This is a genomic window from Streptomyces sp. NPDC031418 (assembly GCF_055581605.1).
The window spans coordinates 63782-85216 of sequence record NZ_JBVIJC010000032.1 but is presented as its reverse complement, the minus strand read 5'-3'; the positions used below and the strand labels follow the sequence as shown (position 1 = coordinate 85216).

General features: G+C 69.8%; 26 protein-coding genes and 2 pseudogenes. 12 read left to right on the top strand and 16 right to left on the bottom strand.

Annotated features, from left to right (window positions below; all coding sequences use genetic code 11):
- The first annotated feature begins 6 nt into the window (after positions 1-6).
- A complete protein-coding gene (locus ACZ5CZ_RS35155; RefSeq protein ID WP_385847744.1) occupies positions 7-567 on the top strand; it encodes a DUF6417 family protein in 561 nt (186 codons plus the stop codon).
- Between the two features lie 355 nt (positions 568-922).
- A complete protein-coding gene (gene ku, locus ACZ5CZ_RS35150) occupies positions 923-2011 on the top strand; it encodes a non-homologous end joining protein Ku (protein WP_385847745.1) in 1089 nt (362 codons plus the stop codon).
- Positions 2012-2051: 40 nt separating this feature from the next.
- On the opposite strand, the gene ACZ5CZ_RS35145 is transcribed toward ku, so the two are convergent.
- Positions 2052-2261, bottom strand: a complete 210-nt coding sequence (locus ACZ5CZ_RS35145) for a DUF6207 family protein (protein ID WP_385847747.1) — start codon at positions 2259-2261, stop codon at positions 2052-2054.
- Between the two features lie 515 nt (positions 2262-2776).
- On the opposite strand from ACZ5CZ_RS35145, the gene ACZ5CZ_RS35140 reads away from it, so the two are divergent.
- Both ACZ5CZ_RS35140 and ACZ5CZ_RS35135 read left to right on the top strand, forming a co-directional pair.
- On the top strand, positions 2777-2947 hold the full coding sequence (locus tag ACZ5CZ_RS35140; protein WP_365669126.1) for a DUF5670 family protein: 171 nt from the start codon (positions 2777-2779) through the stop codon (positions 2945-2947).
- Positions 2948-3584: 637 nt separating this feature from the next.
- The gene (locus ACZ5CZ_RS35135; protein ID WP_385847749.1) at positions 3585-4100 is read left to right on the top strand and encodes a DUF4760 domain-containing protein; all 516 of its coding nucleotides are present in this window, start codon (positions 3585-3587) and stop codon (positions 4098-4100) included.
- 414 nt (positions 4101-4514) lie between these two features.
- Here the strand turns inward: ACZ5CZ_RS35135 and ACZ5CZ_RS35130 are convergent, their stop codons facing one another.
- Together ACZ5CZ_RS35130 and istA are read right to left on the bottom strand one after the other, a co-directional pair.
- A complete protein-coding gene (locus ACZ5CZ_RS35130; RefSeq protein WP_468948737.1) occupies positions 4515-4784 on the bottom strand; it encodes a hypothetical protein in 270 nt (89 codons plus the stop codon).
- The gene (istA, locus tag ACZ5CZ_RS35125; protein WP_468948764.1) at positions 4772-5590 is read right to left on the bottom strand and encodes an IS21 family transposase; all 819 of its coding nucleotides are present in this window, start codon (positions 5588-5590) and stop codon (positions 4772-4774) included. Before istA ends, ACZ5CZ_RS35130 begins: the two co-directional genes overlap by 13 nt.
- 29 nt (positions 5591-5619) lie before the next feature.
- Between istA and ACZ5CZ_RS35120 the strand changes: the two genes are divergently transcribed.
- Complete coding sequence (locus tag ACZ5CZ_RS35120; protein ID WP_387056524.1) at positions 5620-7227, top strand: ISL3 family transposase; 1608 nt, start codon at positions 5620-5622, stop codon at positions 7225-7227.
- Positions 7228-7386: 159 nt separating this feature from the next.
- On the opposite strand, the gene ACZ5CZ_RS35115 is transcribed toward ACZ5CZ_RS35120, so the two are convergent.
- Both ACZ5CZ_RS35115 and ACZ5CZ_RS35110 read right to left on the bottom strand, forming a co-directional pair.
- Positions 7387-7821 (bottom strand): hypothetical protein, encoded by a 435-nt coding sequence (locus tag ACZ5CZ_RS35115; RefSeq protein WP_385847752.1) that lies wholly within the window; start codon positions 7819-7821, stop codon positions 7387-7389.
- A 56-nt stretch (positions 7822-7877) separates the two neighbouring features.
- Positions 7878-8186, bottom strand: a complete 309-nt coding sequence (locus ACZ5CZ_RS35110) for a transposase (RefSeq protein WP_387056523.1) — start codon at positions 8184-8186, stop codon at positions 7878-7880.
- Positions 8187-8449: 263 nt separating this feature from the next.
- On the opposite strand from ACZ5CZ_RS35110, the gene ACZ5CZ_RS35105 reads away from it, so the two are divergent.
- The gene (locus ACZ5CZ_RS35105; RefSeq protein ID WP_385847755.1) at positions 8450-8650 is read left to right on the top strand and encodes a hypothetical protein; all 201 of its coding nucleotides are present in this window, start codon (positions 8450-8452) and stop codon (positions 8648-8650) included.
- Between the two features lie 306 nt (positions 8651-8956).
- On the top strand, positions 8957-9250 hold the full coding sequence (locus ACZ5CZ_RS35100) for a hypothetical protein (RefSeq protein WP_468948732.1): 294 nt from the start codon (positions 8957-8959) through the stop codon (positions 9248-9250).
- Here ACZ5CZ_RS35100 and ACZ5CZ_RS35095 read toward each other — a convergent pair.
- Positions 9236-10168, bottom strand: coding sequence for an EamA family transporter (locus ACZ5CZ_RS35095; RefSeq protein ID WP_385847758.1), 933 nt, complete (start codon positions 10166-10168; stop codon positions 9236-9238). The genes ACZ5CZ_RS35100 and ACZ5CZ_RS35095 overlap by 15 nt on opposite strands.
- Positions 10165-11487 (bottom strand): MFS transporter, encoded by a 1323-nt coding sequence (locus tag ACZ5CZ_RS35090; RefSeq protein ID WP_385847759.1) that lies wholly within the window; start codon positions 11485-11487, stop codon positions 10165-10167. The genes ACZ5CZ_RS35095 and ACZ5CZ_RS35090 overlap by 4 nt, the downstream gene beginning before the upstream one ends.
- A 165-nt stretch (positions 11488-11652) precedes the next feature.
- On the opposite strand from ACZ5CZ_RS35090, the gene ACZ5CZ_RS35085 reads away from it, so the two are divergent.
- Positions 11653-12162 carry a MarR family winged helix-turn-helix transcriptional regulator gene (locus ACZ5CZ_RS35085; RefSeq protein WP_385847761.1) on the top strand — a complete coding sequence of 170 codons (510 nt, stop codon included), beginning with the start codon at positions 11653-11655 and terminating at the stop codon, positions 12160-12162.
- On the opposite strand, the pseudogene ACZ5CZ_RS35080 reads toward ACZ5CZ_RS35085, so the two are convergent.
- Positions 12159-13262, bottom strand: a pseudogene (locus ACZ5CZ_RS35080) (FAD-dependent monooxygenase); the annotation flags it as partial. The gene ACZ5CZ_RS35085 and the pseudogene ACZ5CZ_RS35080 overlap by 4 nt on opposite strands.
- A 729-nt stretch (positions 13263-13991) precedes the next feature.
- Here ACZ5CZ_RS35080 and ACZ5CZ_RS35075 point away from each other — a divergent pair.
- The 3 genes from ACZ5CZ_RS35075 to ACZ5CZ_RS35065 all read left to right on the top strand — a co-directional run bounded on the left by ACZ5CZ_RS35075 (position 13992) and on the right by ACZ5CZ_RS35065 (position 15924).
- Positions 13992-14411 (top strand): helix-turn-helix domain-containing protein, encoded by a 420-nt coding sequence (locus ACZ5CZ_RS35075; protein WP_468948727.1) that lies wholly within the window; start codon positions 13992-13994, stop codon positions 14409-14411.
- A 120-nt stretch (positions 14412-14531) separates the two neighbouring features.
- Positions 14532-14903, top strand: a complete 372-nt coding sequence (locus tag ACZ5CZ_RS35070) for a hypothetical protein (RefSeq protein WP_385847762.1) — start codon at positions 14532-14534, stop codon at positions 14901-14903.
- A 163-nt stretch (positions 14904-15066) separates the two neighbouring features.
- Positions 15067-15924, top strand: a complete 858-nt coding sequence (locus ACZ5CZ_RS35065; protein ID WP_468948724.1) for a hypothetical protein — start codon at positions 15067-15069, stop codon at positions 15922-15924.
- A 57-nt stretch (positions 15925-15981) separates the two neighbouring features.
- On the opposite strand, the gene ACZ5CZ_RS35060 is transcribed toward ACZ5CZ_RS35065, so the two are convergent.
- Positions 15982-16170, bottom strand: coding sequence for a hypothetical protein (locus tag ACZ5CZ_RS35060; protein ID WP_385847765.1), 189 nt, complete (start codon positions 16168-16170; stop codon positions 15982-15984).
- Positions 16171-16258: 88 nt separating this feature from the next.
- Entirely contained in the window at positions 16259-16468 is a 210-nt protein-coding gene (locus ACZ5CZ_RS35055; RefSeq protein ID WP_385847766.1) for a DUF6207 family protein, read from the bottom strand.
- Between the two features lie 222 nt (positions 16469-16690).
- On the opposite strand from ACZ5CZ_RS35055, the gene ACZ5CZ_RS35050 reads away from it, so the two are divergent.
- Positions 16691-17365 carry an HNH endonuclease family protein gene (locus tag ACZ5CZ_RS35050; RefSeq protein WP_385847767.1) on the top strand — a complete coding sequence of 225 codons (675 nt, stop codon included), beginning with the start codon at positions 16691-16693 and terminating at the stop codon, positions 17363-17365.
- Between the two features lie 35 nt (positions 17366-17400).
- On the opposite strand, the pseudogene ACZ5CZ_RS35045 reads toward ACZ5CZ_RS35050, so the two are convergent.
- From ACZ5CZ_RS35045 to ACZ5CZ_RS35020, 6 genes and pseudogenes are all read right to left on the bottom strand, one after another.
- Positions 17401-17472: pseudogene (locus ACZ5CZ_RS35045) on the bottom strand (DUF6233 domain-containing protein); the annotation flags it as partial.
- A 315-nt stretch (positions 17473-17787) separates the two neighbouring features.
- Positions 17788-17955, bottom strand: coding sequence for a hypothetical protein (locus ACZ5CZ_RS35040; protein ID WP_385847768.1), 168 nt, complete (start codon positions 17953-17955; stop codon positions 17788-17790).
- A 148-nt stretch (positions 17956-18103) separates the two neighbouring features.
- Complete coding sequence (locus ACZ5CZ_RS35035; RefSeq protein WP_385847769.1) at positions 18104-19669, bottom strand: caspase family protein; 1566 nt, start codon at positions 19667-19669, stop codon at positions 18104-18106.
- Complete coding sequence (locus tag ACZ5CZ_RS35030; RefSeq protein ID WP_385847770.1) at positions 19662-20069, bottom strand: effector-associated constant component EACC1; 408 nt, start codon at positions 20067-20069, stop codon at positions 19662-19664. The genes ACZ5CZ_RS35035 and ACZ5CZ_RS35030 overlap by 8 nt, the downstream gene beginning before the upstream one ends.
- Positions 20070-20139: 70 nt before the next feature.
- Positions 20140-20391 carry a hypothetical protein gene (locus ACZ5CZ_RS35025; protein WP_385847772.1) on the bottom strand — a complete coding sequence of 84 codons (252 nt, stop codon included), beginning with the start codon at positions 20389-20391 and terminating at the stop codon, positions 20140-20142.
- A gap of 622 nt (positions 20392-21013) precedes the next feature.
- Positions 21014-21235 (bottom strand): transposase, encoded by a 222-nt coding sequence (locus tag ACZ5CZ_RS35020; RefSeq protein WP_385847773.1) that lies wholly within the window; start codon positions 21233-21235, stop codon positions 21014-21016.
- Positions 21236-21435 lie beyond the last annotated feature (200 nt).

Genomic DNA, 21435 nt, shown 5'->3' with positions numbered 1-21435 from the left:
GTGGGCGTGCGGGGGAGGAAGGCCTGGCTGGAGGCGCTGCGGGTTCTGCGTGACGGGGAGGCGGAGTGGGGGTGGGTGCTGTCTGGTCAGCTGCGTCCCCAGTATCAGCGGGCGGTGGAGGCGGCGGCCGGGCAGGGGTTGGCGGAGCTGGCGGATGTGTTGGTGCGGGCGGAGCTGTCCGCCTATGCGGGCCGGCCCATCTTGTGGGCGGCGAGGCTCGCCTCGTACGGCCATGACGTTGTGACGTACGCCGATGCCAGTCCTGTCCCGGTTCGGCGGCAGTGCCCGGCAGAGGGGGAGCGTTTGGTCGAGCTGCGGCCGGCGGAGATGGATGCCCTGCGCGTGTACCTGAGCAGCGGGGCGCGGTTGCGGGTGCCGCCGGCGGCTGGGTTGGCGGAGCGGGTGCGGACCGCGTGCTTTGACCGGGTGGGCAAACGGTGGGCGCTGTGCCTGGACGAGGCGCAGGTCGAGTCGGTGGCCTATGCCTTCTACCTACGTTCGATGTGCGGTTCCACGGCGGAGGCCAACCGGTTCGCTAGGCAGTACGGCGTCGTCTTTTCACCCTGATCGCCTGACCGGTCGGCGGGTAGTTGCGGCTGCCCCGGCTGTGCCCCGGAACGTCCGAGGATCCGGCAACCCCTGCCTCCTGCCGTTCCCGGCGCACGCTGCGGTGGCCGGGGGAGGGGCCCGAAGGCCGGGCACGGTTCGGGCCCCTCGACTGCGCACACGTCCGCAGGGAGGACGGCGTCCGGTACGCGTGCCGTGCCCAACGGCTGGCCGTGCAGAAAGGTCACGCCATCCCCGGCGCGCCGGCCGGCGGCAGCCAATCAGGTGGCTGGGGTGTGGCTGGGCGCGCGTGGGGCGGGCGGCGGTGCGAGCGTGGAAGCAGCAGGTGCTGGGTGACATGGGATGGAGCATGGTGATGGCTCGGGCGATCTGGACGGGTGTGATTACCTTCGGGCTCGTCACCGTCCCCGTCGGTCTGTACACGGCGACCGAGGATCACACGGTCCACTTCCACCAGCTGCAGCGGGGCACCTCGGACCGGATCCGCAACAAGCGGGTCAACGAGCGCACCGGCGACGAGGTCGAGACCAGCGACATTGTCAAGGGCTTCGAGCTCGACGAGGGCCAGTATGTCGTGGTCGAGCCGGACGAGCTGGACGAGATCGCGCCGGGCCGCTCCAAGACCATCGACATCACCGACTTCGTCGACCTTGAGCGGATCGAGCCGGTCTACTTCGACCGCACCTACTACATCGCTCCCCGCGGCAAGGAGTACACAGGGGTCTACGAGCTGCTGCGTGCCGCCCTCGCGGAGGCGGACAAGGTGGGGATCGCCACCTTCGTGATGCGTAACAAGCAGTACCTGACCGCGCTGCGGGCGGAGGACAAGGTGCTGGTGTTGCAGACGCTGCACTGGGCGGATGAGGTCCGTGACCCGGCCCAGGAGCTTCCCGAGCTGCCTTCGGGCCGGGCGGGGCGCGGCAAGCAGCTGGACATGGCGCTGCAACTGGGCGACGCGCTCAGCTCCGACTGGGACACCTCCCGCTACCGTGACACCTACCAGGAGAAGGTCCGCGAGCTGGTCACGGCCAAGGCCGAGGGGCAGGAGATCGCAGCGGCCGAGGAGCCGCCGGAGGCGACCAACGTGATCGACCTGATGAAGGTCCTCCAGGGCAGTCTGCAGGCAGCCCGCTCCGGCTGCGGCGGCCAGGAGCCGGCCGCCCAGCGCAAGGGGAAGACAGTGCCGCGGAAGGCGGCCGCCCGGTCGGCGGCGGGCAAGGCGGCCAAGGCACCGGTGCGCAACGCGCCGCCGAAGAAGGCCGGGGCCGCGCGGTCCCGCACCCACGGTGCTGGCGGCAAGAGAGAGCTGCAGAAGCTGAGCAAGACGGATCTGTACCAGCGGGCGACCGAGCAGGAGCTTCCCGGACGGTCGAAGATGAGCCGCGAGGAACTCATCGACGCCCTCGCCCGCAGCGGCCGCCGCCGCAAGAAGACCGCCGCCTGATCGGCCGTGCCTGCACGGGGACCGCACGTCCTCGGCCGTGCTATGGGCTGAGCTCCTGGCGCACGTCCAGGTAGCAGCGCAGCCGGACGCCGGGCTCCCCGGGAGCCCGGGTCGTGGTGTCCGCGATCGCGGTCGCCCATCTCCTGGCGAGTAGTTCCTGGACCGCGAACGCGGTCCGGTCGTCACAGGCCGCGACCTCGACGACGGCCACGCCCGGCTCCGCCACATGTACTTCGCTGATCGGCTTCATGCCAGGCACCACACGCCCGCACCGCATGCAGTTCTCCCCTCCTGGCGTATTCACCCGACCGAGTAGGGCGGCCCGTGGCGACGACGGAGACGGTGCCGCACCCGCAGAGCTCCGAAGGCGGTGCCCCATGAGCGCACCCACACCCGCCGGTCCCGCACCCGAAGGAAGCGCGGCCTGCAGCCGCCTGCCTTCTGCCGGCCTTCCCTGGCCTTGCTGGCCTGCGCCGACCGCGGCTACGCCCGCTTCCTCGCCCAGCCTGCTCCGGCGACCACAACCAGGACGACGCGGCGGGGCGCCGGTGAGCGACACCGTGCTCCACGACCCTCACGGACTGCTCGCCCCCGAATTCCCGCTGGAGCCGGGCCCCCGTGGCTGCGACGAGTGAGGTGCCAGAGAGAGGGAAATCGTCCACGGCATACGGCGCACATATGCCCCTCACTCCTTGGAAGTAACTCATATTTTGTGTGCTTGTAGGACTGAAGTAAGGGCATCCGGTGGCCAGGAGGTTGATAACGATGGTTCCCCTGCTTCTGGTTCTTCTGCTGGCCCTGATCCTCTTCGGCGCGGGCTTCGCCCTGAAGGCGCTGTGGTGGATCGCAGTGATCGTGCTCGTCGTGTGGTTGCTCGGCTTCGTCGTCCGGACGGCGGACGGCGCGGGCCGCAAGGGCCGCTGGTATCGCTGGTAGACGGAAGGCACCCGGCGCACGAAGCGCCCCAGCGCAAGAAATGAGTGGGCCCGGCCGTGACGGCCGGGCCCACTGGCGTGTGCGGCGGCCGGGAGGGATCGGGCTTATCGGACGCACCGCAGGGTACGTGAGTCATGCACCGGCCCCGCAGACTCGGCAGTGGAACCCTGCTCCTCCTGTCTGCGCGGCCGGTGCTCGTCCACCTGCTGGCGTGGGACTGCCAGGGCGCCCCGCCCGGCCGCCGCACGCCGTACGCCGCCAGGATCCGGGGTGCGGCAAGCGTTGCGCCTACTGTTGCAGGGACGGGCGGGATGGGCGGCGCGGCCGGGGATCAGGGCGCGCTCAGCCGGTTGCGCGTCGGCGAGGTCGCCGCGCCCGTGGCCGGTGCGGGTGCCGGCGGGCAGAGCAGCAGACGGCCTGCGGGGTCATCGCGGCCCAGCAGCACCGTCAGGGGCGCCGCAACGGGCTGGCGACGTCGCCGATGATGCCCGCGGTGGTGCTCTGGTGTCGGGCTGTTGAGTGGTTGATGCGTGAGGGGCAGTGCCGCGGCTATGCCTCATCGGTGAGTGTGGGGGGTGGGGCGTAGGGGGAAGGGAGCAGGGGCCGAGTGAGCTGACTGTCTATGCCGGGGGGCGTCATGGAGATCGCGGCGTTGGTGGTGTCGGTGGTGGCGTTGATGGTTTCAGGCGCTGTGTCCTTGCGGCAGTTGCGGCTGACGGAGCATGCCAACACGCTGCCGGTTTTGGTGGACCTCTTTCGGGAACATCGCAGCGTGCGATTGGCGCAGGCACGGCAGTTCGTCCACCAGGAACTGCCTGCTTGTGACCTGTCCGCTGGGCTGGCCGGTCTTCCGGAGGACGGGCGAGACCTGGTCCGCGAACTTGCTTGGTACTACGACAACTTGGGGGCCTTGGTCGCACACGGCGTGGTGGACATCGAGCCCGTGTCCGGATACCTGGGCGGGTCGGTGATCGCGGTGTGGGAACGCGTGGAGCCGCTGGTGGCGGTGGAACGGGCCAAGAGGGCGCAGAATGCCCTGCCGGACCCGAACAGGTGGCAGGAGTACTTTGAGAACCTCTACCACTTGGTCCGGGACATGCCTGCGGAGCGAGTCCGCGCGCAGACGCACCGGTGGCGGCTACCCCGTTCCTGACTCCGACGCGTCGGCCGCAATGGCGTCGGTCCGGAGACAGATCGGCCGTCGAGGGTGTTGCTCGCGCGTGACGGCTGCGCGGGCTGCCGGAGCTGGAGGACGGCCACAACCAGAAACCGGGGAAGCTCCGCGGCCTCCCATCAAGGGTCTGCCCACTGGGCGGCCCCGACCTTCCACCCGCAGACAAGGCGGGCTCGCGCGTGGGCTGCACCGGGCGCGAAGGCCAGGAGGGAGAGGAGGGTCGTGGGCGGGCCCACCACGTCTTGCCGGGTCTCGTTGCCCGGTGAGGTGGGCCGTCCGGCGTCCCGCGACGGGGCTGCACGCCCGCGGGGCCTCCTCCTGCGTCAGCAGGAGGAGGCCCCGCGGTAGGGGTGGGGGGAAAGGAGATGGAGAAACAGGGCCCAGGCTGTCCGGTCAGCCGGCTGCCGAGGACGGGGCGCCGGGGACCGGACGGCGAACCAGGGCGGCGCACCGCATGCCGAGCGCGTTCAGGAAAGCGGTCGGCAGGAACACCAGGTCGCAGACCACCATTGCGAGGGGCAGGAACGGGATTGCGAGTAGGGTGGCGATGCCCAGGTGCTCCGCGACCAGCACGCCCACGAGGACGTTCTTGACCCGACGGTTGAGCACGGTGAAGGGGAATGCGACCTGCGTGATCACGGTTCTGTAGGTCAGCAACAGCACCAGCAGGACGTGAGCGGCCAGGAAGCCCGACAGCCACGGCCACGGCGTGAAGTAGTCAAGGTGCAGGGCGTAGTACAGGGCGCTGGCAGCGGACGCAGGGCCATGTGGTCGCGCACGGCCCGGCGTCCGATGACCTCACCGTGGGTGCCGTGGACCTTCCGCCGGAGCGCTACCCAGGCGGCGAAGGCGGCGTTGAGTTCCTCGATGGAGGAGAAGGCCCGCCCGGCCAGGACGTGGTCGCGGACGATGTTCATCTGCCGCTCGACCCGGCCCTTGCCCTGAGGCCGGTAGGCGGCCAGCACGTCGATGTCGAAGTCGTAATGCCCGGGGAAGGCGACTGCCTCCGGGTGCAGCGGAACCGCCTCACCCGGGGCGACGTGCCGGCGCACGACCGTCTTGGTGCGGTCATAGACGATGCTCATCGGCACCCCGCCGAAGTGCGCGAACGCGGCCCGGTGGCAGTCGGAGAACGTCGCCAGATCCTGACGTGTGGTGAAGCAGCAGAACGGGTCGCGCGAGTACGACAGCGTCATGTGGAAGGAATAGACCTCCGGGATGCCGACATGGGCGAGGATCTTGCCCGCTTCTCCCCAGTCGACCTGGGCCTGAGCACCGGGGACGACCTCGAACCGCCGGTGCAGGCCCGCCAGCTCACCCGGGCCGATGCCCAGTTCCTCCGCGATCCGGGGCCGGGCTTCCTGCAGATAGAGCTTCACCCGCTGGTAATTGATCGCGACCCCGTACTCCTGGACCAGGGGCTCGTGGATCACCCTGCCCGGTGCACTTTCATCGGCTCTGGCGCTGATCTTGTGACGGGTCGCCTGGTTGATCGTTTGTGCGGGTGTGTAGTTCAGATGGGTTACATCAGGTCCTGCCGCATCTGTCGGCCGTCGTGGTTGAGTCGGTGCAGCGGTCAGTGGAAGGCGTCGTGTTACGTACGCGCTCGCGTACGTCGTCGGCGCGGTGCCCGCACTGCGAGGAGCATTCGAGACGGGTGCTCGGACGGTACGAACGGCGCCTGATGGACGCTCCGTTGGGCGGTGTTCCGGTGGTGATCGTGCTGCTCATATGGCGTTTCAAGTGCCTGGCTGCCGACTGCCCGGCGGTGACGTTCGCGGAGCAGATACCGGGGCTGACTGGCCCGCACGCCCGGTACACCCCGGTGCTGCGGGGCCAGTTGTGTCGCATGGCCGAAGTCCTGGTCGGCAGGCCCGGAGCCAGACTGGCCGGACGACTCGGCATGATGGTGGCCAAGGACACCCTCCTGCGGCTCCTTCGGGCCGCGCCACTCCAGGAACCGGGCCCCGTGCGTGTCCTGGGAATCGATGAATTCGCCTTGCTCAAGGGGCATACCTACGCCACGATTCTGGTGGACCTTGAAGTCCGCCGACCGATCGACGTCCTACCCGGTCGGGAAGCCGAGCCGGTGGCTCGCTGGCTCGCGGGACATCCCGAGGTGGAGATCGTGTGCCGGGACCGCGCCACGGCCTACGCGGAGGCCGCCAAGCAGGCCGCCCCGCAGGCGGTCCAGGTTGCTGACGTGTGGCACCTGTGGAACAACCTGGCGAAGGCCGTCGAGAGGACGGTCGCCGCCCACTACAACTGTCTCCGCTCCGCTCGTAAAGGCGCCGCTGCCTCCAATGAGCCGGAACCACCGCCGATGCCGGACGGCCTCCTCGACGTCCACGGCCGGCCCCGTCGCATCGTCGCGACCATCCGCGAGCGGCACCGCGCCGTCAAGGAACTTCACGCAGCAGGCCGCTCCCTGCGCGGTATCAGTCGCGACCTGGACCTCGACTACTACTCAGTCCGCCGCTATGCACGGGCGGAGAATGTCGACGAGCTGCTGGTCAAGGTCACCCAGCGCTGGTCCAAACTGGACGACTACAAGCCCTACATCTACCGGCGCTTTACCGAGGGCTGCCACAACGCCCGACAGCTTTTCCGTGAAGTCCGCGACCAGGGCTACCCCGGCGAACGGACGATGGTCAGCCGCTACGTCCGCCTGCTGCGGGAGGGCATGGTGACCACACCTCCACCGCCGGCACTGCCCAAGCCCCGTCGGGCCCTGCGCGGGATCATGACCCACCCCGAGCGCCTGCGCCCCGACGAAGCCGTCGGCATCAAGGAGATCCGTGCGGCGTGCCCCGAACTCGATGCCGCCATCGAGCACGTCCGCGGCTTCGCCGGCCTCATGCACGAGCATCGCGGAGTAGACCTTCCCGTCTGGATCGCGCGCATCGATCAGGATGCCCTGCCGCACCTGAGCCAGTTCGCCAACGGACTCCTGCACGACCTCGACGCGGTGACTGCGGGCCTCTCGACGACCTGGAGTTCTGGCCAGGTGGAGGGCCAGGTCACAAGAGTCAAGCTCCTCAAGCGCGCCGGGTACGGCCGAGCCAAACTCGATCTCCTCCGCACTCGCATCCTCCTGCGAACTTGAACCGCCGCCGTCACAAGATCAGCGCCAGAGCCTACTCCGGCTCTGGCTCAATTTCCGTGATCGCGTGGCTGTGAGTGACACCGGCTTGGTAGGCAGCGAGGGCTTTTCCGTATGCGCGTGCTGTCCGGATGTCGACCGAGAGCTGCTGACGAACGAGTCTCAGTCAGCGAGGTCTCTCGCTTCGTAGCTGGCCAGCCCCAGGGCAAGCAGGGGCGGCACCAGTGCGTTCAGATACCAGGCCATGTCCGTGAGGGCTGGTGCTCCGGAGAGGCTCCGCCGGTCGATCGTCGGGATGAAGGAACAGCGCGATCGGCCAGCATGAAAAAGCAGTTGGCCACCGGTTTCCGCAGATGAGTGATAGATGCAGACACCGACGTGGTGGTCGATGTTGGCCGGTGAATCGACCAGGGTCAGGACCTCAGCTGCCTGGTCCGTTGAAGTCGACTGCCAGTCGAACAGGTCGTCGTTGTTTACCACGTAGGAGATACCAAGCGGTTCCTGCAGCGACCACCCCTCACCGGCCAGAGATCGCACCACGGCGCCCACGGTGACGGCACGTGCGAACACGAGATCGATGTCGGCGGTCCTGGACATTCGCGGCTCCTGTGGTGCGGTTGATCGATGCCGGAAGCGTTTCACGTGTTGCATCGTCATGGAGCGAGGAGCACTCGTTTCCTCAGGAGTGCGAAGCCGGCTCGGCCGAACATCTGGCGTTTGAGCATCTTGATGCGGTTGACGTGCCCTTCCACGACGCCCGAGCTCCAGGGCAGCGTGAGCCCGGCGATGACCGCGGCCCGGTCGTGATCGATGCCGGCGGCGAGGGTATGGAGACCGGGTAGGTCGTCCTGGCGGATTGCGTGGAGCCACTGGGGCAGCCGTTGGCCCTGTCGCTCGGTGAGGATCTGGGCGAAGGAGCGGACATGTCCGGCGAGGGCTTCCAATTCGGGACAGTGAGCCATGACGGCCTTGAGCCGGAGCCGATCGACCTCGGAGAGGGAGTCGGGGTGGCGCAGGATCCAGCCGGCGACGGTGCGGGGCGAGGGCGGGGTCCGCCCGGATCGGCCGAAAGACGTTTGGTGCGGAAGTAGGCGCGAACTCGCTGGTAGCTGCCCTTGTAGCCGAGTGGCACGATCTCCTCCCATGCCCTCCAGGCGTTGGTGCAGCCCTGGTTCCAGCGGTCGTCCAGGTAGGGTCTGTACTCGTCGAGGACGGAGGGGCGGCCATGCCACTGGCTGTGGAAGAGGCCTTTCGGGGTGGTGGCGTCGGCGAGAAGCTTGACCGTGCGGTAGGTCATCCCGAGCTGGCGTTGGACCGCGCGGCGGCTGTGGCCGGCCGCCAGCAGAGCGTGGACGGCGGCATGGTTGGACCGGGTTGGACGCTCATCGGCCGCCTGAAGATGGCTCCTGCACGCATCCGCGTCTGAGAATGCAGAACTGGCGCGGGGCCCAGGGGGGAACCGCATGAGCTGCGAAGGATCCCGACTTCGATGTTGGCCTCCCGCATACCCAGAGATGGGTCCCTGCCGTTCGTTCTACGGCCGGCCGCGAGTCTCCTCGCCGTCGCCCTGGCTGCCGGCTCGCTCATCGGCACGGCACCCGCCCAGGCGGCATCCGGCCCTTCGGCCTCCTCGCCCGGGGCTGCTTCGTCAAGCAGTGATCCTCAATCCACCACTGGCCGTCTCAATCCCACCGAGGCCGCCTCCGCGCAGGCAAAGGCCACCGGAAAGCCGGTGACCATCGATCAGTTCACCGACACCGGCACTGTGGTGGTAGCCAACCCGGACGGCACCTTCACCCGCTCCGACTCCTCGATGCCGCAGCGCGTCCAGGAAGCGGGCAAGTGGGTCCCGGTCAACACGACCCTCGTCCGCAAAGCCGACGGGACCTGGACACCACAGGCCGCCGTGACAGCCGTAGCGTTCTCCGGCGGCGGCTCCGCGGTGGTGATGGTGTCGGGCGGGGGCCGGCGGGTCGGTGCGTCTCGGCGTGACCCTCGCGAAGGGGGGGCTTCAGCGTTGCAGTGACGCACCTGTCGGGTTCGTCGATTCTTCTCGACTGTTGATTTCGGCAGAGCTGAATGGTCGTGGGTGAGTGGACTTTGTGGCCTGTCCCGCCACCGTTGCCGCGAATGCCAGTGTCATGCCTGCGAGTTGGACTGGGGTGAGTGCCTGGCCGAGGGTCGTCCAGCCGGCTATGGCCGCGGTGAGTGGGGAGAGTGGGCCGAGGAAGGTGACTTGGGTGGCGGTGAGGCGGCCGATGCCGCGGAACCAGAGCCAGTAGGCGACGGCGGTGTTGGCGAGGGCGAGGTAGAGGTAGCCGCCGAGGGCGCGGGCGTCCAGGGCGGGCGGGGCGCCCTCGGCGAGGAGGGCGAGCGGGGCGATGAGCAGCCCGCCGGCCGTCAACTGCCACCCGGTGAGGGCGAGCGGGCCCACCCCGTCGGGGCGCCGCCACTTCTTGGTCAGGACCGTGCCGGTGGACATCGATGCGGATGAGGCGAGGGCGGCCAGCACGCCTACCGCGTCGAGTGCTCCGGCCGCCTTCAGTACGACGAGACTGACGCCGAACGCCGCCACGACTGCGGCGGCCAGCGCCCGTCCAGTCGGCCGCTGCCCCAGCAGCAGCGCGGACAGCCCGACCACGAACAGCGGCCCGACCGAGCCGACGACGGCCGCCATGCCGCCGGGCAGCCGGTAGGCGGACAGGAACAGCAGGGGGAAGAAGGCACCGATGTTCAGCGCACCGAGCACGGCCGTCTTCCACCACCAGGCACCGCGCGGCAGCACCCGGGTGAGGGCCAGCAGGAGCAGGCCGGCGGGCAGGGCTCGCGCCAGGGCGGTGAACAGGGGACGGTCGGCCGGGAGGAACTGGGTGGTGACGGCGTAGGTGGTGCCCCAGGAGACGGGGGCGAGGGCGGTGAGCAGGACGGTCGCGGTCCGTTTCATGACCGGGTTCCTTCAAGGTGGCGCAAGGTGAGGGCCGGGACTTCTTCGCAGTCACGGGAAGCGAGCGGGGAGGTTGTGCGTACGACGGTCTCCACGACCGGCCGTACCGCGTTGGCCGGCAGCCGGCGTTCCGTGCGGATCAGCAGGGCGGCCGCCAGCGCCGAGGTGAGGATCAGGACCGCCCAGGGCGCCCGGCCGTCCACCGCGAGCAATGCCGTGAACAGTGACGGCGCCGCTGCCTTCGCCAGCGACCAGGACATCTGGTACGCCGCCAGGTAGCGGCCGCGCACGGCCTCGGGTGCCGCCGACACGGCGAGGACCTCGGCGGCGGGACTGTGGATCAGCTCACCGAGCGTGTAGACGACGACCACGGCGACCAAGGCCCCGCCCAGCACCGGCCCGGACTGTGGCCGCAGGGTGCCCAGCGCGATCAGCCCGAGGAAGGCCACCGCGAACAGGCTGCCGCCCAGCGCCGCCGCCCGGGTTCGCCGTGCACCGGCCCTGCGCACCCGCCCGCCGACGTACACCCCGGCCGCCGCGCACAGCACCGTGTTGATCGTGAACGCGGCACCGGTGAGCGCCGCGGGCCCGTGCAGCCACTGAACGAGGAACAGCGGGAAGAGCACGGACAGGGCCGAATAGCTCAGCGCGTTCAGGAAGTTGGCGCCGGTGACGGCCAGGAAGGGCCGGTCGGCGAGCACGAGCCGGTATCCGGCCCCGGCCCGCCGGACGGCCCTGCCGTCGGCGGAGGGCAACGGCCGCAGCGGCTTCAGCAGCAGCGCGGCGAGGGCGAAGGACAGGGCGTTGCCCCAGGCCGCACAGGTGTAGCCGGCGGGTCCGGCGAAGGCGATGACCAGGGTGGCGAGCAGGGCACCGGCGCCGTAGCCGCCGTTCTGCAGCGCCCGGGTGGCGGCCTGCAGCCGGTCCCGCGCGGCACCCCGCGCCACCTCGCCGAGCAGCGAGGACTGTACGGCGGGGAAGGCGCGGTCGGCTGCGGCGGTGACCAGCGCGACCGCGGCGAAGGCGGCGAGGGAGCCGGCGAAGGGGTAGACGGCGAAGCCGGCGGCGCGCACCCCGTACAGGGCGAGCTGCACGGGCCGCGCGCCGAACCGGTCGACGGCCGCTCCTGCCAGCGGCAGGGCGGCGAGGCCGACGAGCCCGGTCACGGTCAGCACCAGCCCGACGGTGGTGAAGGAGAGGCCGGTGACGTAGTGGAAGAAGACCAGCGTGAAGGGCACGTACATGCCCGTGCCGACGCCGTTGACGGCGGCGGCGACGGGCAGGGCCCACTGGCCGGGTATGCGGTCCGGTTTCTCCACGGTCGACCTCTCGGAATCAGAATCGGAATCGGCATCGGATGCGGCTCGGCGGCGGGCGCAGAGGGGCCTGCGTCACTTGCCTTGGCAGTGATTAGCTTAGCGCTAAGCAACTTTCCGTCAAGCTACTTTCTTGCGAGTGACTCTGTGCTCGCGGATACTCGGGGCATGAGTGCACAGCGCAAGGACGCCGTCGACGCGATCATCGAGCAGTGGGCCGGGGTGCGACCGGACCTCGACACCAGGGCGATGGAGGTCTTCGGGCGGATCTACCGCCTCTCCCGCACCATGGGCGACCGCATGGAGAAGGCGTACGCCCCGCACGGCATCTCACGCGGAGAGTTCGACGTGCTGGCGACCCTGCGCCGCTCCGGGGAGCCGTACACCCTCTCGCCGCGCCAGCTCTCGGCGACCCTGATGCTCACCACGGGCGGCATGACCGGCCGCCTCGACAAACTGGAACGCGCCGGCCTGCTGCGCCGCTCCCCCGACCCGCACGACCGCCGGGCCCTCCAGGTGACGCTCACCGAGAAGGGGCTGACGGTCATCGACGAGGCGGTCGGCGCGGGCCTCGCCGTCCAGAGGGAGGCCCTGTCCACCATGAACGACGAACAGGCCGGCCAACTGGCCGACCTGCTCCGGGATTTGCTGGCGGGGACCCTGGAGGCCGGGCACTAGCCCACGTAACGGGCCACCGCTTCCCCGATGCGCCCCGCGTCCGCCGCATCCGCCGCCCAGGCCGCATACCCGTCAGGGCGGACCAGGACGGTGGTGCGCCGATCGCTCGCCCCACGCTCGACGGCCAGCCGGTCCTTGCGGGCGCCCCGGCCCTTGCAGGCCTCGGGGGTGATCAGCACGAACCTGCCGCCGTGCAGGGCCTCGTAGAGGCGGCCGCCCTTGAGGGCGACGTCCGGGACACGGGTGCCGGTGAGGCGGTGGGCGCCGCGGGGTGCGGCGTAGCGGTAGCCGATGCCGGTGATCTGGCCGACCGCCCTGCGCCGGGCCGGGCCCACGGTGTCCAGGAAGGCGGTGAGCGCGGCACGCAGCGCCAGTTCCCACGGCCGCTTGGCCATCGCCAGGCGGACGATGCCGCCGCTGCTGCGCAGCACGGCCTCACCGACACGGTGGCGCTCGGCCTGGTAGCTGTCGAGGAGGGCCGCGTCCGAGTGGCCCTGGACGACGGCGGCCAGCTTCCAGCTCAGGTTGGCCGCGTCCTGCAGACCGGTATTCATGCCCTGACCGCCGGCCGGGGTGTGGACGTGCGCGGCGTCCCGGCGAGGAAGACGCGTCCCGCCCGGTAGGCGGGGGCCTGTCGTTCGTCGCTGTGGAAGCGGGACATCCAGCGGGCGTCGTGCATGCCGTAGTCGCGGCCGAGGGCGAGCCGGGTGACCTCCCTGACCTCGTCGAGGTCGAGGGGCCCGCTGTCGGGGACGTCATGGGCGCGGTTCCAGGCGGTCACGCGGTGGCAGCCGTCGCCGAAGGGCGCGAGGAAGGCGAAGGCGTCACCGACCGCGTTGACGGTCAGCAGGTTCTCGGGCTCCTCGGCGAGGCGTACGTCCGCGAGGACGACGGAGCGGATGGCGCAGCGGCCGGGGAAGAGCAGCCCGATCGCGTCGCGGACGGCGCTGCGCATGCCATCGGCGGCGACGACGTACGGCCCGCAGACTGTCTGCGGCCCCGCCGGGCCCGCAGACTTCGACCGTCAAGCCGTCCGCCTCCTGCGCGAGCCCGCTCAGCTCGGTCTCGTGCCGGAAGTCCACGCCGGCGTCGACGGCGCGCTCCCCGCGCACTTGCGCATCTGCCACTGCCACGAACGCGGCTGCCGCCGGCACCCCCGACACCGCGGCTGCACCGGCCCCATCCGCCTCCTCCTCGCATGCGAATGCGGCGGACGCCTCTGGCGACTCACCGACGCCTGCAGCAGCTGCGCCGCAGCAACAGCCCAAGCCGCCGTCGTACCCGACACGACCCTCACCCCCTCCACCCCCGAAATGCCCTCCGCCGTCTCCCACCGACGCTCCACAAGGCAGCCCAAAGGCCCCGGCCAACAGACCCGGGTACGCGACATGCTCAGCTACGGCCGGGCGGGCCGGTACAGATACCCGCCCAGCACCCCCGAAGAGGTCCCCCTTGTCCACCCGTTCCCGCCTCCAGATGGCTGACAGCACCCCCCGGCCGGCCCGCTCGGCACCTTCGGCCGATCCCGCCCGCGCCAGCCGTTGCACCGAGGCCCTGCGCGACATTGCCGAGGACTGCACCGTCGTCTCCGAGGCCCTGCTCCTGAGCGCCTACACGCCGGCCACCCCCAACACCGACCTGCTCCAGCACCTCGTCAGCCTCCGCGACCTGATCGTCCGGGGGGGATCGGAGTCGTCGTCGTCCGCCAGCGCGGCCAGGGACAGCCGCTCGCCGACCTCGCGCCCATCGCCCGGCGCACCGAGGACCGGCTGCGCAAGAAATACGACCCGCCTTCCGTCGACCGCGCACTCACCATCCGCCGACGCCCCATGCAGGCCGCGCCCGCCCACAACACGGCCGCCGGCGGCACTCCCACCCTGCGCCGTCCCGGCCAGCGCCTGGCCTGCGCCCTGACCCTGATGCGCAACGCCTCCGGCCGCTGGCAGCGTGAGCTCGCCGAACAGATGGGAGTCCACGAGTCCTACGTCTCCCGCATGCTCTCCGGCCAGCGCGATGTCTCCTGGAGGCACGTCAGGATCATCTGCGACGAGTGCGGAGTCGATCCCGACCTGATGAAACCGCTGTGGGAAGCAGCCGCCAGCGTCCAGCCCTCCAACGCCCAAGACCCCGTCGAGTACCTGCGACCTACCTCCAAGGCCAGCACTACGCGCTCGGCTCACCCGAACCCCGGATCATCCTCGCCGCCGCCCAGCACACCATCAGCGCCGACGACCTCACCCGCGCAGTGAACGGCCCCGGCGTCCCTGACTGGCCGGTGATCGACCGCCTCACCGTCATCCCGGCCTTCCCTCACCGGCCCCCTGGTGGTCGCCCCCGGCGGACGCGTTGCCCTCGGACACGGGGTGTGGGTGGCCCTGTCCCCGGACCGGTACTGCCTGGACCACGGCCCCGGCTCCGAACGTGAGTGCCACTCCGTCACCGGCCGGCACCAGCGCTGGGGAACGCTGTCCCTGGACTTCTCAGTCGACCGCTCGTACGAGTTCCTCATGCCCGTCCGCGTCGGCCCCGGCAGGCCCACACGCATCGTCGTCCGCCGGAGCGGAAGCCCGCCCGCGGAGGAGGCACGGGTGGTGACACTGCCGGGAACCCCGGGCTTCGTCATCGCCTACGCCTGGCGCCGCCCGCCACCGGAGCCGGGCGACGGGCCGACGACGATGACGGCGTACGACGCGCGCGGCCACGTGGTGGCGACAGCGCGGTCAGCCCTGCTGGGCGGGTGAGCACCGTGTCGCCCACCGCTTCGCGCACGGACATCCGTTAGGCTCACTTCGCCCCGTATAACCCTTGATGGGCTGAAACCCTTGACCGGCGGAGGGCAGGACGGCGGGAACCAACCGCGAGCGCCTCATCAGAACGCTGACCTTCTGGCTACGGCCTTCGTTCGTGCTGCGCGTCATCAACCGGTTCCAGAAGATCGCGGGCTTCGACCGCTCGATGGCATTGGCCTCCGGCGCGCTGACCGCGCTGATCCCGCTCGCGGTGCTGAGTGGTTCCGTCTTCGGCGGAGAGTCCGCGGACCGGATCATCAACCGCTACGGGCTCACCGGTGGCGGTGCCGAGGCCGTCCGGGCGGTGTTCTCCACCGAATCCACGAGTGCGGGCGCCGGTGTCTTCGGCACGCTGTTCCTGGCGATCTCGGTACTGAGCTTCTCCCGGACCGTGCAGCGGCTCTTCGAGCAGACCTGGGAACTCAAGCCGCTCGGCGTCCGCAACACGCGCAACGGCCTGTGGTGGATCGGCGCGCTCAGCTTCTACACCGCGGTGATCGGATGGCTCTATGTGGCTCTCGGCGGCGGGCGCCTGGGGCTGGCGGCTGCGGTCTGCGAGATCCCGGTGACCACGGCCTTCCTCACCCTGAGCGGCCGGCTCCTTTCCGCGAAGCGGCTCACCTGGGCGGCCCTGCTCCCGTTCGCGGTCTCGGCAGCCGTACTGACGGCGTCCTATTCGGTGGTCGCGACCATCTATCTGCCGCGCCTGTTCGATTCCTACGCCTCGCGCTACGGCGCTGCCGGAGCGGTCTTCGGGATGGCCTCGGTCCTCTTCGGCGCCATGCTCGTCCTCGTCGTATCGGCGGCCCTGGGGCGGGAGGTACGCGACGAACTGCTCCGGATCCAGCAGGGCCTGCGCCCGTCCCAGGACGAAGTCCGCCGCCAGTGGGACAGCATCGTCGAGCAGACGCGGTCGCGTTGGCGCACCGTGCGCAAACAGCCCTCTCACGAGCAGCCCGAGAACTCCTTCTGACGATCCCGCCGTTCCGGCTCTGGCGCTCTCGCGAAGGGCCGGTGCCCGCCGGCATGCTCAGGCGGACGCGGAGGCGTTCCCTTCCAGCGCCGCCTCGGAGATCTCCTCCAAGGACCGGGATCGGGTCTCCACTCCCCAAAGGGCGATCGCCGCGGTGGCCAGCGCGAGTGGTACGGCGCCGAGCAGGGCGGTGGTGCGAAGAGACGGCGGAGCCACGGCTGCCACCACCACCGCGATCATCAGCACGCCGCCGGCCAACCCCTTCCGCCCGCCGTTCCCGGCGCACACCGCGGTGGCCGTGAGAGAGCCGAAAGCCGGGGCACGGTCCAGACCGCTACGTGTCGGGCTCCTGGCGCAGGTCCAGGAAGCAGCGCAGCCGCACGCCCGGCTGGCCGGGCTCCCGGGTCGTGCGGTCCGCGACCGCCACCGCGCACCGCCCGGCGAGCAGTTCCTGGACCGCGAAGACGGTCTCGTCATCGGCGGCCGCGACCTCCACCACAGCCAGCCCCGGCTCCGCCACGTGCACTTCGCTGATCGGTCTCATGCCCGGCACGACGCACCAGTGCATGGGAAGGTTCCGCCACCCCTGCGCCCTTCACCCGACCGAGTAAGCCCACACCCCGCGGAAGGGAGCCGGCTGTGATCGTTTCTGCGGTGAATCCTGGTCCGCCAGTCGGGTGACGCCGGGGCCGCAGCTTTCCGTGCAGGCAGGGGTGGCCGGTACTTCTCGTGATCAACGAGTGTCGTGATCACGAGAGGAACTCGCGTGCGTGCAGACAAGGTGAAAGCGGTCCTGGTAGCTGCTGTGGCCACGGCGTTGCTCAGTGCGGTGATGCCGGCATCCGCGGCGGTGTCGGGTGGCCGCCTCCATGCGGAAGGTCTTCCTCTTCGGGACGCGGTGGCGGCCCTGCCCGTGGCGGACGAGCACCGCCAGGGCTACGACCGTCTCCGTGAGTTCGGCACCTGGATCGACGCCGACAAGGACGGCTGCAACACCCGCAAGGAAGTCCTCATCGAGGAGGCCGTCGAAGCGCCGGTCGTCGGCCCGGGCTGCTCCCTGACCGGCGGCCGCTGGTACTCCTACTACGACGACGCCTACGAAACCGGTGGTCTGGACATCGACCACCTGGTTCCGCTGGCGGAGGCATGGGACTCCGGTGCCTACGCCTGGACCAAGGCCGAGCGAGTCGCCTACGCCAACGACCTGGCGGACCCGGTGCACCTGGTCGCGGTCACCGCCAAGTACAACCGGCAGAAAGCCGACAAGGACGTGGCCGACTGGCTGCCTCCCTATGAGCCGGCGCGCTGCCGCTACATCACGGAGTGGACGCACATCAAGATGCGCTACCACCTGTCCGTCGACGCCCGGGAGAAGGCGGTCCTGACCGACTACGCCGACGCCTGCCCCAACGTCCCGGTCAGCACCGACCCGCCGCGCTGACCCCCCTGCCCGCGCACCGCTCTGACCGAGCGAGGCTATTCGAGGAGGCCGAGCGCGGTGTCCGGCCGGCAGTGCGGACAGGCCGGAACCTGGCCCCGGAGCGCGTCGAGTGCCTACTGCCGGGTGGCGGCACGGCACCGGCCGCTCTGGGCCGCCCCGCCGCCACCCGCTGACCGGCCTGCTGCGCCGCGAGCCCGCAGTTCGCGGCGCGGGCCAAGACCGAGAAGGCGCTCTCACCGCCCCGCAGGCGATGCTTGACGCGCATCCCGTCCGAGACGACGCCCACCGCGGACAGGGCGATGCCCGCCGTGTGGCAGTCCCGGGCAACCGCGGTACCGTCCACCCCGAGCTCAGCGATTCACGCCTGCATCTCCTGTGGCCACAGCCCCAACCGGGGCCAGGCCCGCGCCCTGGTCCTCAGCTCAGAGGTAGCACAGGTGCCGGGCCTGGCGGCTGAGCAGGGTGAAGGAGTGGGACTCCAGCGAGAGTCCATCTCCGCGGCGGCCGGACCGGTCCGTGCGCCGCCGGGCAGCGGCGGCGCGGGCGATGCGCCGGCGGACCGCAGCGAGGTCGACCGCCGCCCCGGCCAAGTCGAAGACGATGCCCGGCACAACACGGGCCGCGCCCCCCACCTCACCGCCGAGAACCGAAAGCCATCGGCACGAACAACACGGTCCAGTACAGTCGACAGTCCCCCCAACCTGCCGACTGCATGGTGTGGGCCACCGGCGCGCGAGGTCACCAGAGGTCGAAGCCACCGTCCTGCCTGTACTCCTCCTTCCAGCGGAACGGACCGAACTTCTTGTACCTGACTCGTCTGACGTAGCCAGGGCCCCTCTCCTCGATGACCTCCTCGTCGGGCATACGCTCACGGACCACGGCCATGGCGACGGACCCCCCGACGGTCTCAAACAGCACGATCAGCGTGCTGCCCCAGCCGGACGGGATGCCCACGGGGAATCCCGCCAGATGCGAGATCCATCCTCCGAGACGGAGAGTGGCAGGAGCCAGCCAGATCAGCTCGGCGGCGATGGCGAAGAACGGAAGTGCCAGAGCACAGGCGAACAGGAGGCTCCAGAGGACCTTTCGCTTGGTCCGTTCCTCTCCGGACAGCTCCTCCATGATCAGTCCACGCACGGCCCTTTCCCCCAAAACAATGACCTTGGCCGTCGCGGCAGCCACGACAAGGAAGGACATGTTGAGGACAGCAACGCAGATCGCCAGCGCTGGGAACTTCCTACCGTCGTTGGGCAGAGTGAAGCCGGCGACCCAGAACGAGGCCACCCAGATGCCGATCGCCCCTCCGAGAAGCCCGAACAGCAGGCTCAGCATCCGCACCAGTGCCCGGGCGGTCCGAGCCCGGGGACCGGCGTTCCGGGCCGCTTGAATTGTCGCCGTCTGAAGCTGCTCGCTCAGCTCAGCTGCTTTGCCCTCCGCCTGCTGCACTAGGAGCCCGGCCTCGGAAAGCGCCAACGCTTGCATGGGGAACGGTTCTGTGCCGCCGCCGAGTGGGCCGCGCAGGGCCTGGTGGGCCAACGCGACGGCATGCGGGTTACGGGCCAGCACGAGGCTCCCCCCCTCGGCCGAGGTGACGCTCAGCGTTGGAGTCTGGTCCGGCATCTGTTTGGGTACCCAGTGGCTGATGAACTGGTACAGCTCGTCGGCACTGATGAAGCCGTCCCCGTTGAGGTCGGCCTCGCCGGTCTGCAGACCGCGCACGACTGCGGAGGTGAACACCGATGCCTTGCCTTCTTCTCTGCTGGCAAGGTCGTCCTCGAGTGCGCTCTCGTAGCTGTACTGGAGGGCGGTGGAGGAGGTGATGACGATCCGGCCGCTGCCCTCGAAGGTCCCTGTGAGTTCGACCTCCTCCTGTTCACCGCGAGGACGCATTCCCCTGTTGAACGCTCCGCTGTAACAGCAGTCAAGCAGCAGGATGATGCGGCGACTGCGGCTCTCTTCCATACGGGCGGCGATGAAGTCCGCTTCGACCGAGGTGGCGGCCAGCGCGTCGAGATTGCTGTCCTTGGTAATGAAGTGCAGTTGATTGCGGCGGTTCTTGCGCCCGTGGCAGGACAGGTGCAACAACAAGGTGTCGTCGCTGGTGGCGGAGCTGAAAAACTGCTCGATCGCGATCTTCCATTCCAGCGTCGATGCGCCGGACAGTACGCTCACCTCGAAGTCGCCGATCGCCGGGTCGCCGAGGACCTCGCGCAGTCGCTCGGCGTCATAGGCCGCGCCGGGCAGAGCCGCAAACCGGGAGTCGTCATATGTCTCGGCGGCCAGCACCAGGGCCCGCTTAGCCATCGGAGTCCTCCTCGCGGCCGGTGGAGGCGAGGTGTGCCAGGAAGGCTTCGACGATCCGACGGCGCTCGGCGGGCGACCCAGCTTGCAGGTCCAGCTCGCTGTCGCCGATCCGGATGGTGACCGAGCCCGAGGTACGACGGGCCAGCCAGTCCTGGACTAGCAGGATCAGCGCCCGGACGGCGGGTGCTCCAACCAGGCCCAGGGCCAGGGAACTGTAGACGGTAACGTCACCGGCCCGGGTGCCAGGGGGCGCCGGCGGGGCCGGAGCATGTTCCATGTGGAGCGGTGGGAGCTGGTCGAGTTCCTCGATCAACGACTCCATCTCGCGTTCGGTCGTCTCCGCGCCGTCCGGATCGCTGAAGACCAGGCCGATCTCTACTAATTCTCGTGCTCGATTCATTCCGCCCCCCTGGGTGTGGCACATCAAGGTGCAAACAGGGTGTCACAAGGGACTTGCTCACGAGGGGAGTTCATCGGATGGCACTTTCGACAAGCTCCTGTCCGCGGCCCAGCGTCAGGCGGAGGTGGACTGGCTGGTCGCGCTGGACGCCACGATCGTGCAGGCTCGTCAGCACACCGCCGCCAAAGGGGGCTTGATCGTCGGCTCCTGTCTCCGCCACATGGGTCGCCACTTCGAGCGCGCCCTGGGCAACCACGTTGAGGTCTGCGACCAAGCCAGCCACGACGGGAACGGGGGCCTGTGATCCCACTTCAAGCGTCACTGGGAACACCTCTGCCACAGCCAACGAGCCTCGCACGCCCGAGCTACGGCAGCCACGCTGATGACCGCGAACACGCATCCCGTCACCCAAGGAGGTGCAGGTCGGCCGTTCTCCAGAAGCAAGGCACGCCGGGGCTGCTACGTTCAGCGCGCCCTTAACGCTTATGGGGTGGGCCGTGCGCAGGCCCGCGTTGTCGGCTTCGCTGACCCGCTGGGAGAAGGTGCTCCGCGCCAGCGCATTCAGATCCTCTAGATGCTCATGGAGTTGCCGTGCCCGCACATCACGCCCGCAAGGGACCCATCCGCCGCCGCCGGGCGATCACGGGCGAGTCGTACGCCGACGCCGGGAAGGCCCTGCACCGCGAGCGCCGTGTTCGGCGCTGAGTTTGTCGCGGCGGGTCTTCTGGTTCATGACCCACACGCCGAGCTTGGTCTCGGTGCCGTCGGGCAAGGTCTCCACCGCCTTCCACGGGACGGGGCCGGTCGGCACCCTCTCGCTCGACCCACTGTGTGAGGGCTGTCAGGCCTCGCTGGAAGGCCTGCTGTGCCTTGCTCGGGCCCTTCGTCGCGCGCGGCTGCCGGGGCAGCAGACGCCTCCTCGGCGGGCTTGATGCCCAGTGTGGTCAGTCGTTCCTGCTGTTCGGCAGGAGCCGCGCCCAGATGGCCGGCTGTTTCTGCTGCTGGAGCCATTTGTAGCGGATGGCGTCGACGATGCTGCGGCGGGGCCACTTCTCCGGGGCCCCACCCTTCGGGGCCTGGCAGGCGGGGGTGGGCAGGAACCGTTCCAGGAGGGCCCATTCGGGGGCGCTGGTGTCGGAGGGGTAGCGGTAGCGGCGCAGCGGCACGACCGGGGGCGGGCCGGGACCTGAAGAGACGCCAACTGCCGGGCGACCGCGACCCGCCGCCCGATTCCTCCGCGGGGACGACGGTGACGAGCCGCCGCGGCGGCACGGGGCCGCTTCCGAACGGGTGGGATTGGCGGTTCGCATGGCGAGTGGAGAGGCGACTTCCCTAAGCTGCGGCGGCATGAAGGGGCGGCGTCCGG

What these genes read in the sequence shown, in the direction of transcription:
- ku (WP_385847745.1), top strand. Translation starts at nt 923, where the DNA reads ATGGCTCGGGCGATCTGGACGGGTGTGATTACCTTCGGGCTCGTCACC.
- ACZ5CZ_RS35145 (WP_385847747.1), bottom strand. Translation starts at nt 2,261, where the DNA reads ATGAAGCCGATCAGCGAAGTACATGTGGCGGAGCCGGGCGTGGCCGTC.
- ACZ5CZ_RS35140 (WP_365669126.1), top strand. Translation starts at nt 2,777, where the DNA reads ATGGTTCCCCTGCTTCTGGTTCTTCTGCTGGCCCTGATCCTCTTCGGC.
- ACZ5CZ_RS35135 (WP_385847749.1), top strand. Translation starts at nt 3,585, where the DNA reads ATGGAGATCGCGGCGTTGGTGGTGTCGGTGGTGGCGTTGATGGTTTCA.
- ACZ5CZ_RS35115 (WP_385847752.1), bottom strand. Translation starts at nt 7,821, where the DNA reads ATGTCCAGGACCGCCGACATCGATCTCGTGTTCGCACGTGCCGTCACC.
- ACZ5CZ_RS35110 (WP_387056523.1), bottom strand. Translation starts at nt 8,186, where the DNA reads ATGGCTCACTGTCCCGAATTGGAAGCCCTCGCCGGACATGTCCGCTCC.
- ACZ5CZ_RS35105 (WP_385847755.1), top strand. Translation starts at nt 8,450, where the DNA reads ATGCCACTGGCTGTGGAAGAGGCCTTTCGGGGTGGTGGCGTCGGCGAG.
- ACZ5CZ_RS35095 (WP_385847758.1), bottom strand. Translation starts at nt 10,168, where the DNA reads ATGAAACGGACCGCGACCGTCCTGCTCACCGCCCTCGCCCCCGTCTCC.
- ACZ5CZ_RS35085 (WP_385847761.1), top strand. Translation starts at nt 11,653, where the DNA reads ATGAGTGCACAGCGCAAGGACGCCGTCGACGCGATCATCGAGCAGTGG.
- ACZ5CZ_RS35075 (WP_468948727.1), top strand. Translation starts at nt 13,992, where the DNA reads ATGCAGGCCGCGCCCGCCCACAACACGGCCGCCGGCGGCACTCCCACC.
- ACZ5CZ_RS35055 (WP_385847766.1), bottom strand. Translation starts at nt 16,468, where the DNA reads ATGAGACCGATCAGCGAAGTGCACGTGGCGGAGCCGGGGCTGGCTGTG.
- ACZ5CZ_RS35035 (WP_385847769.1), bottom strand. Translation starts at nt 19,669, where the DNA reads ATGGCTAAGCGGGCCCTGGTGCTGGCCGCCGAGACATATGACGACTCC.
- ACZ5CZ_RS35030 (WP_385847770.1), bottom strand. Translation starts at nt 20,069, where the DNA reads ATGAATCGAGCACGAGAATTAGTAGAGATCGGCCTGGTCTTCAGCGAT.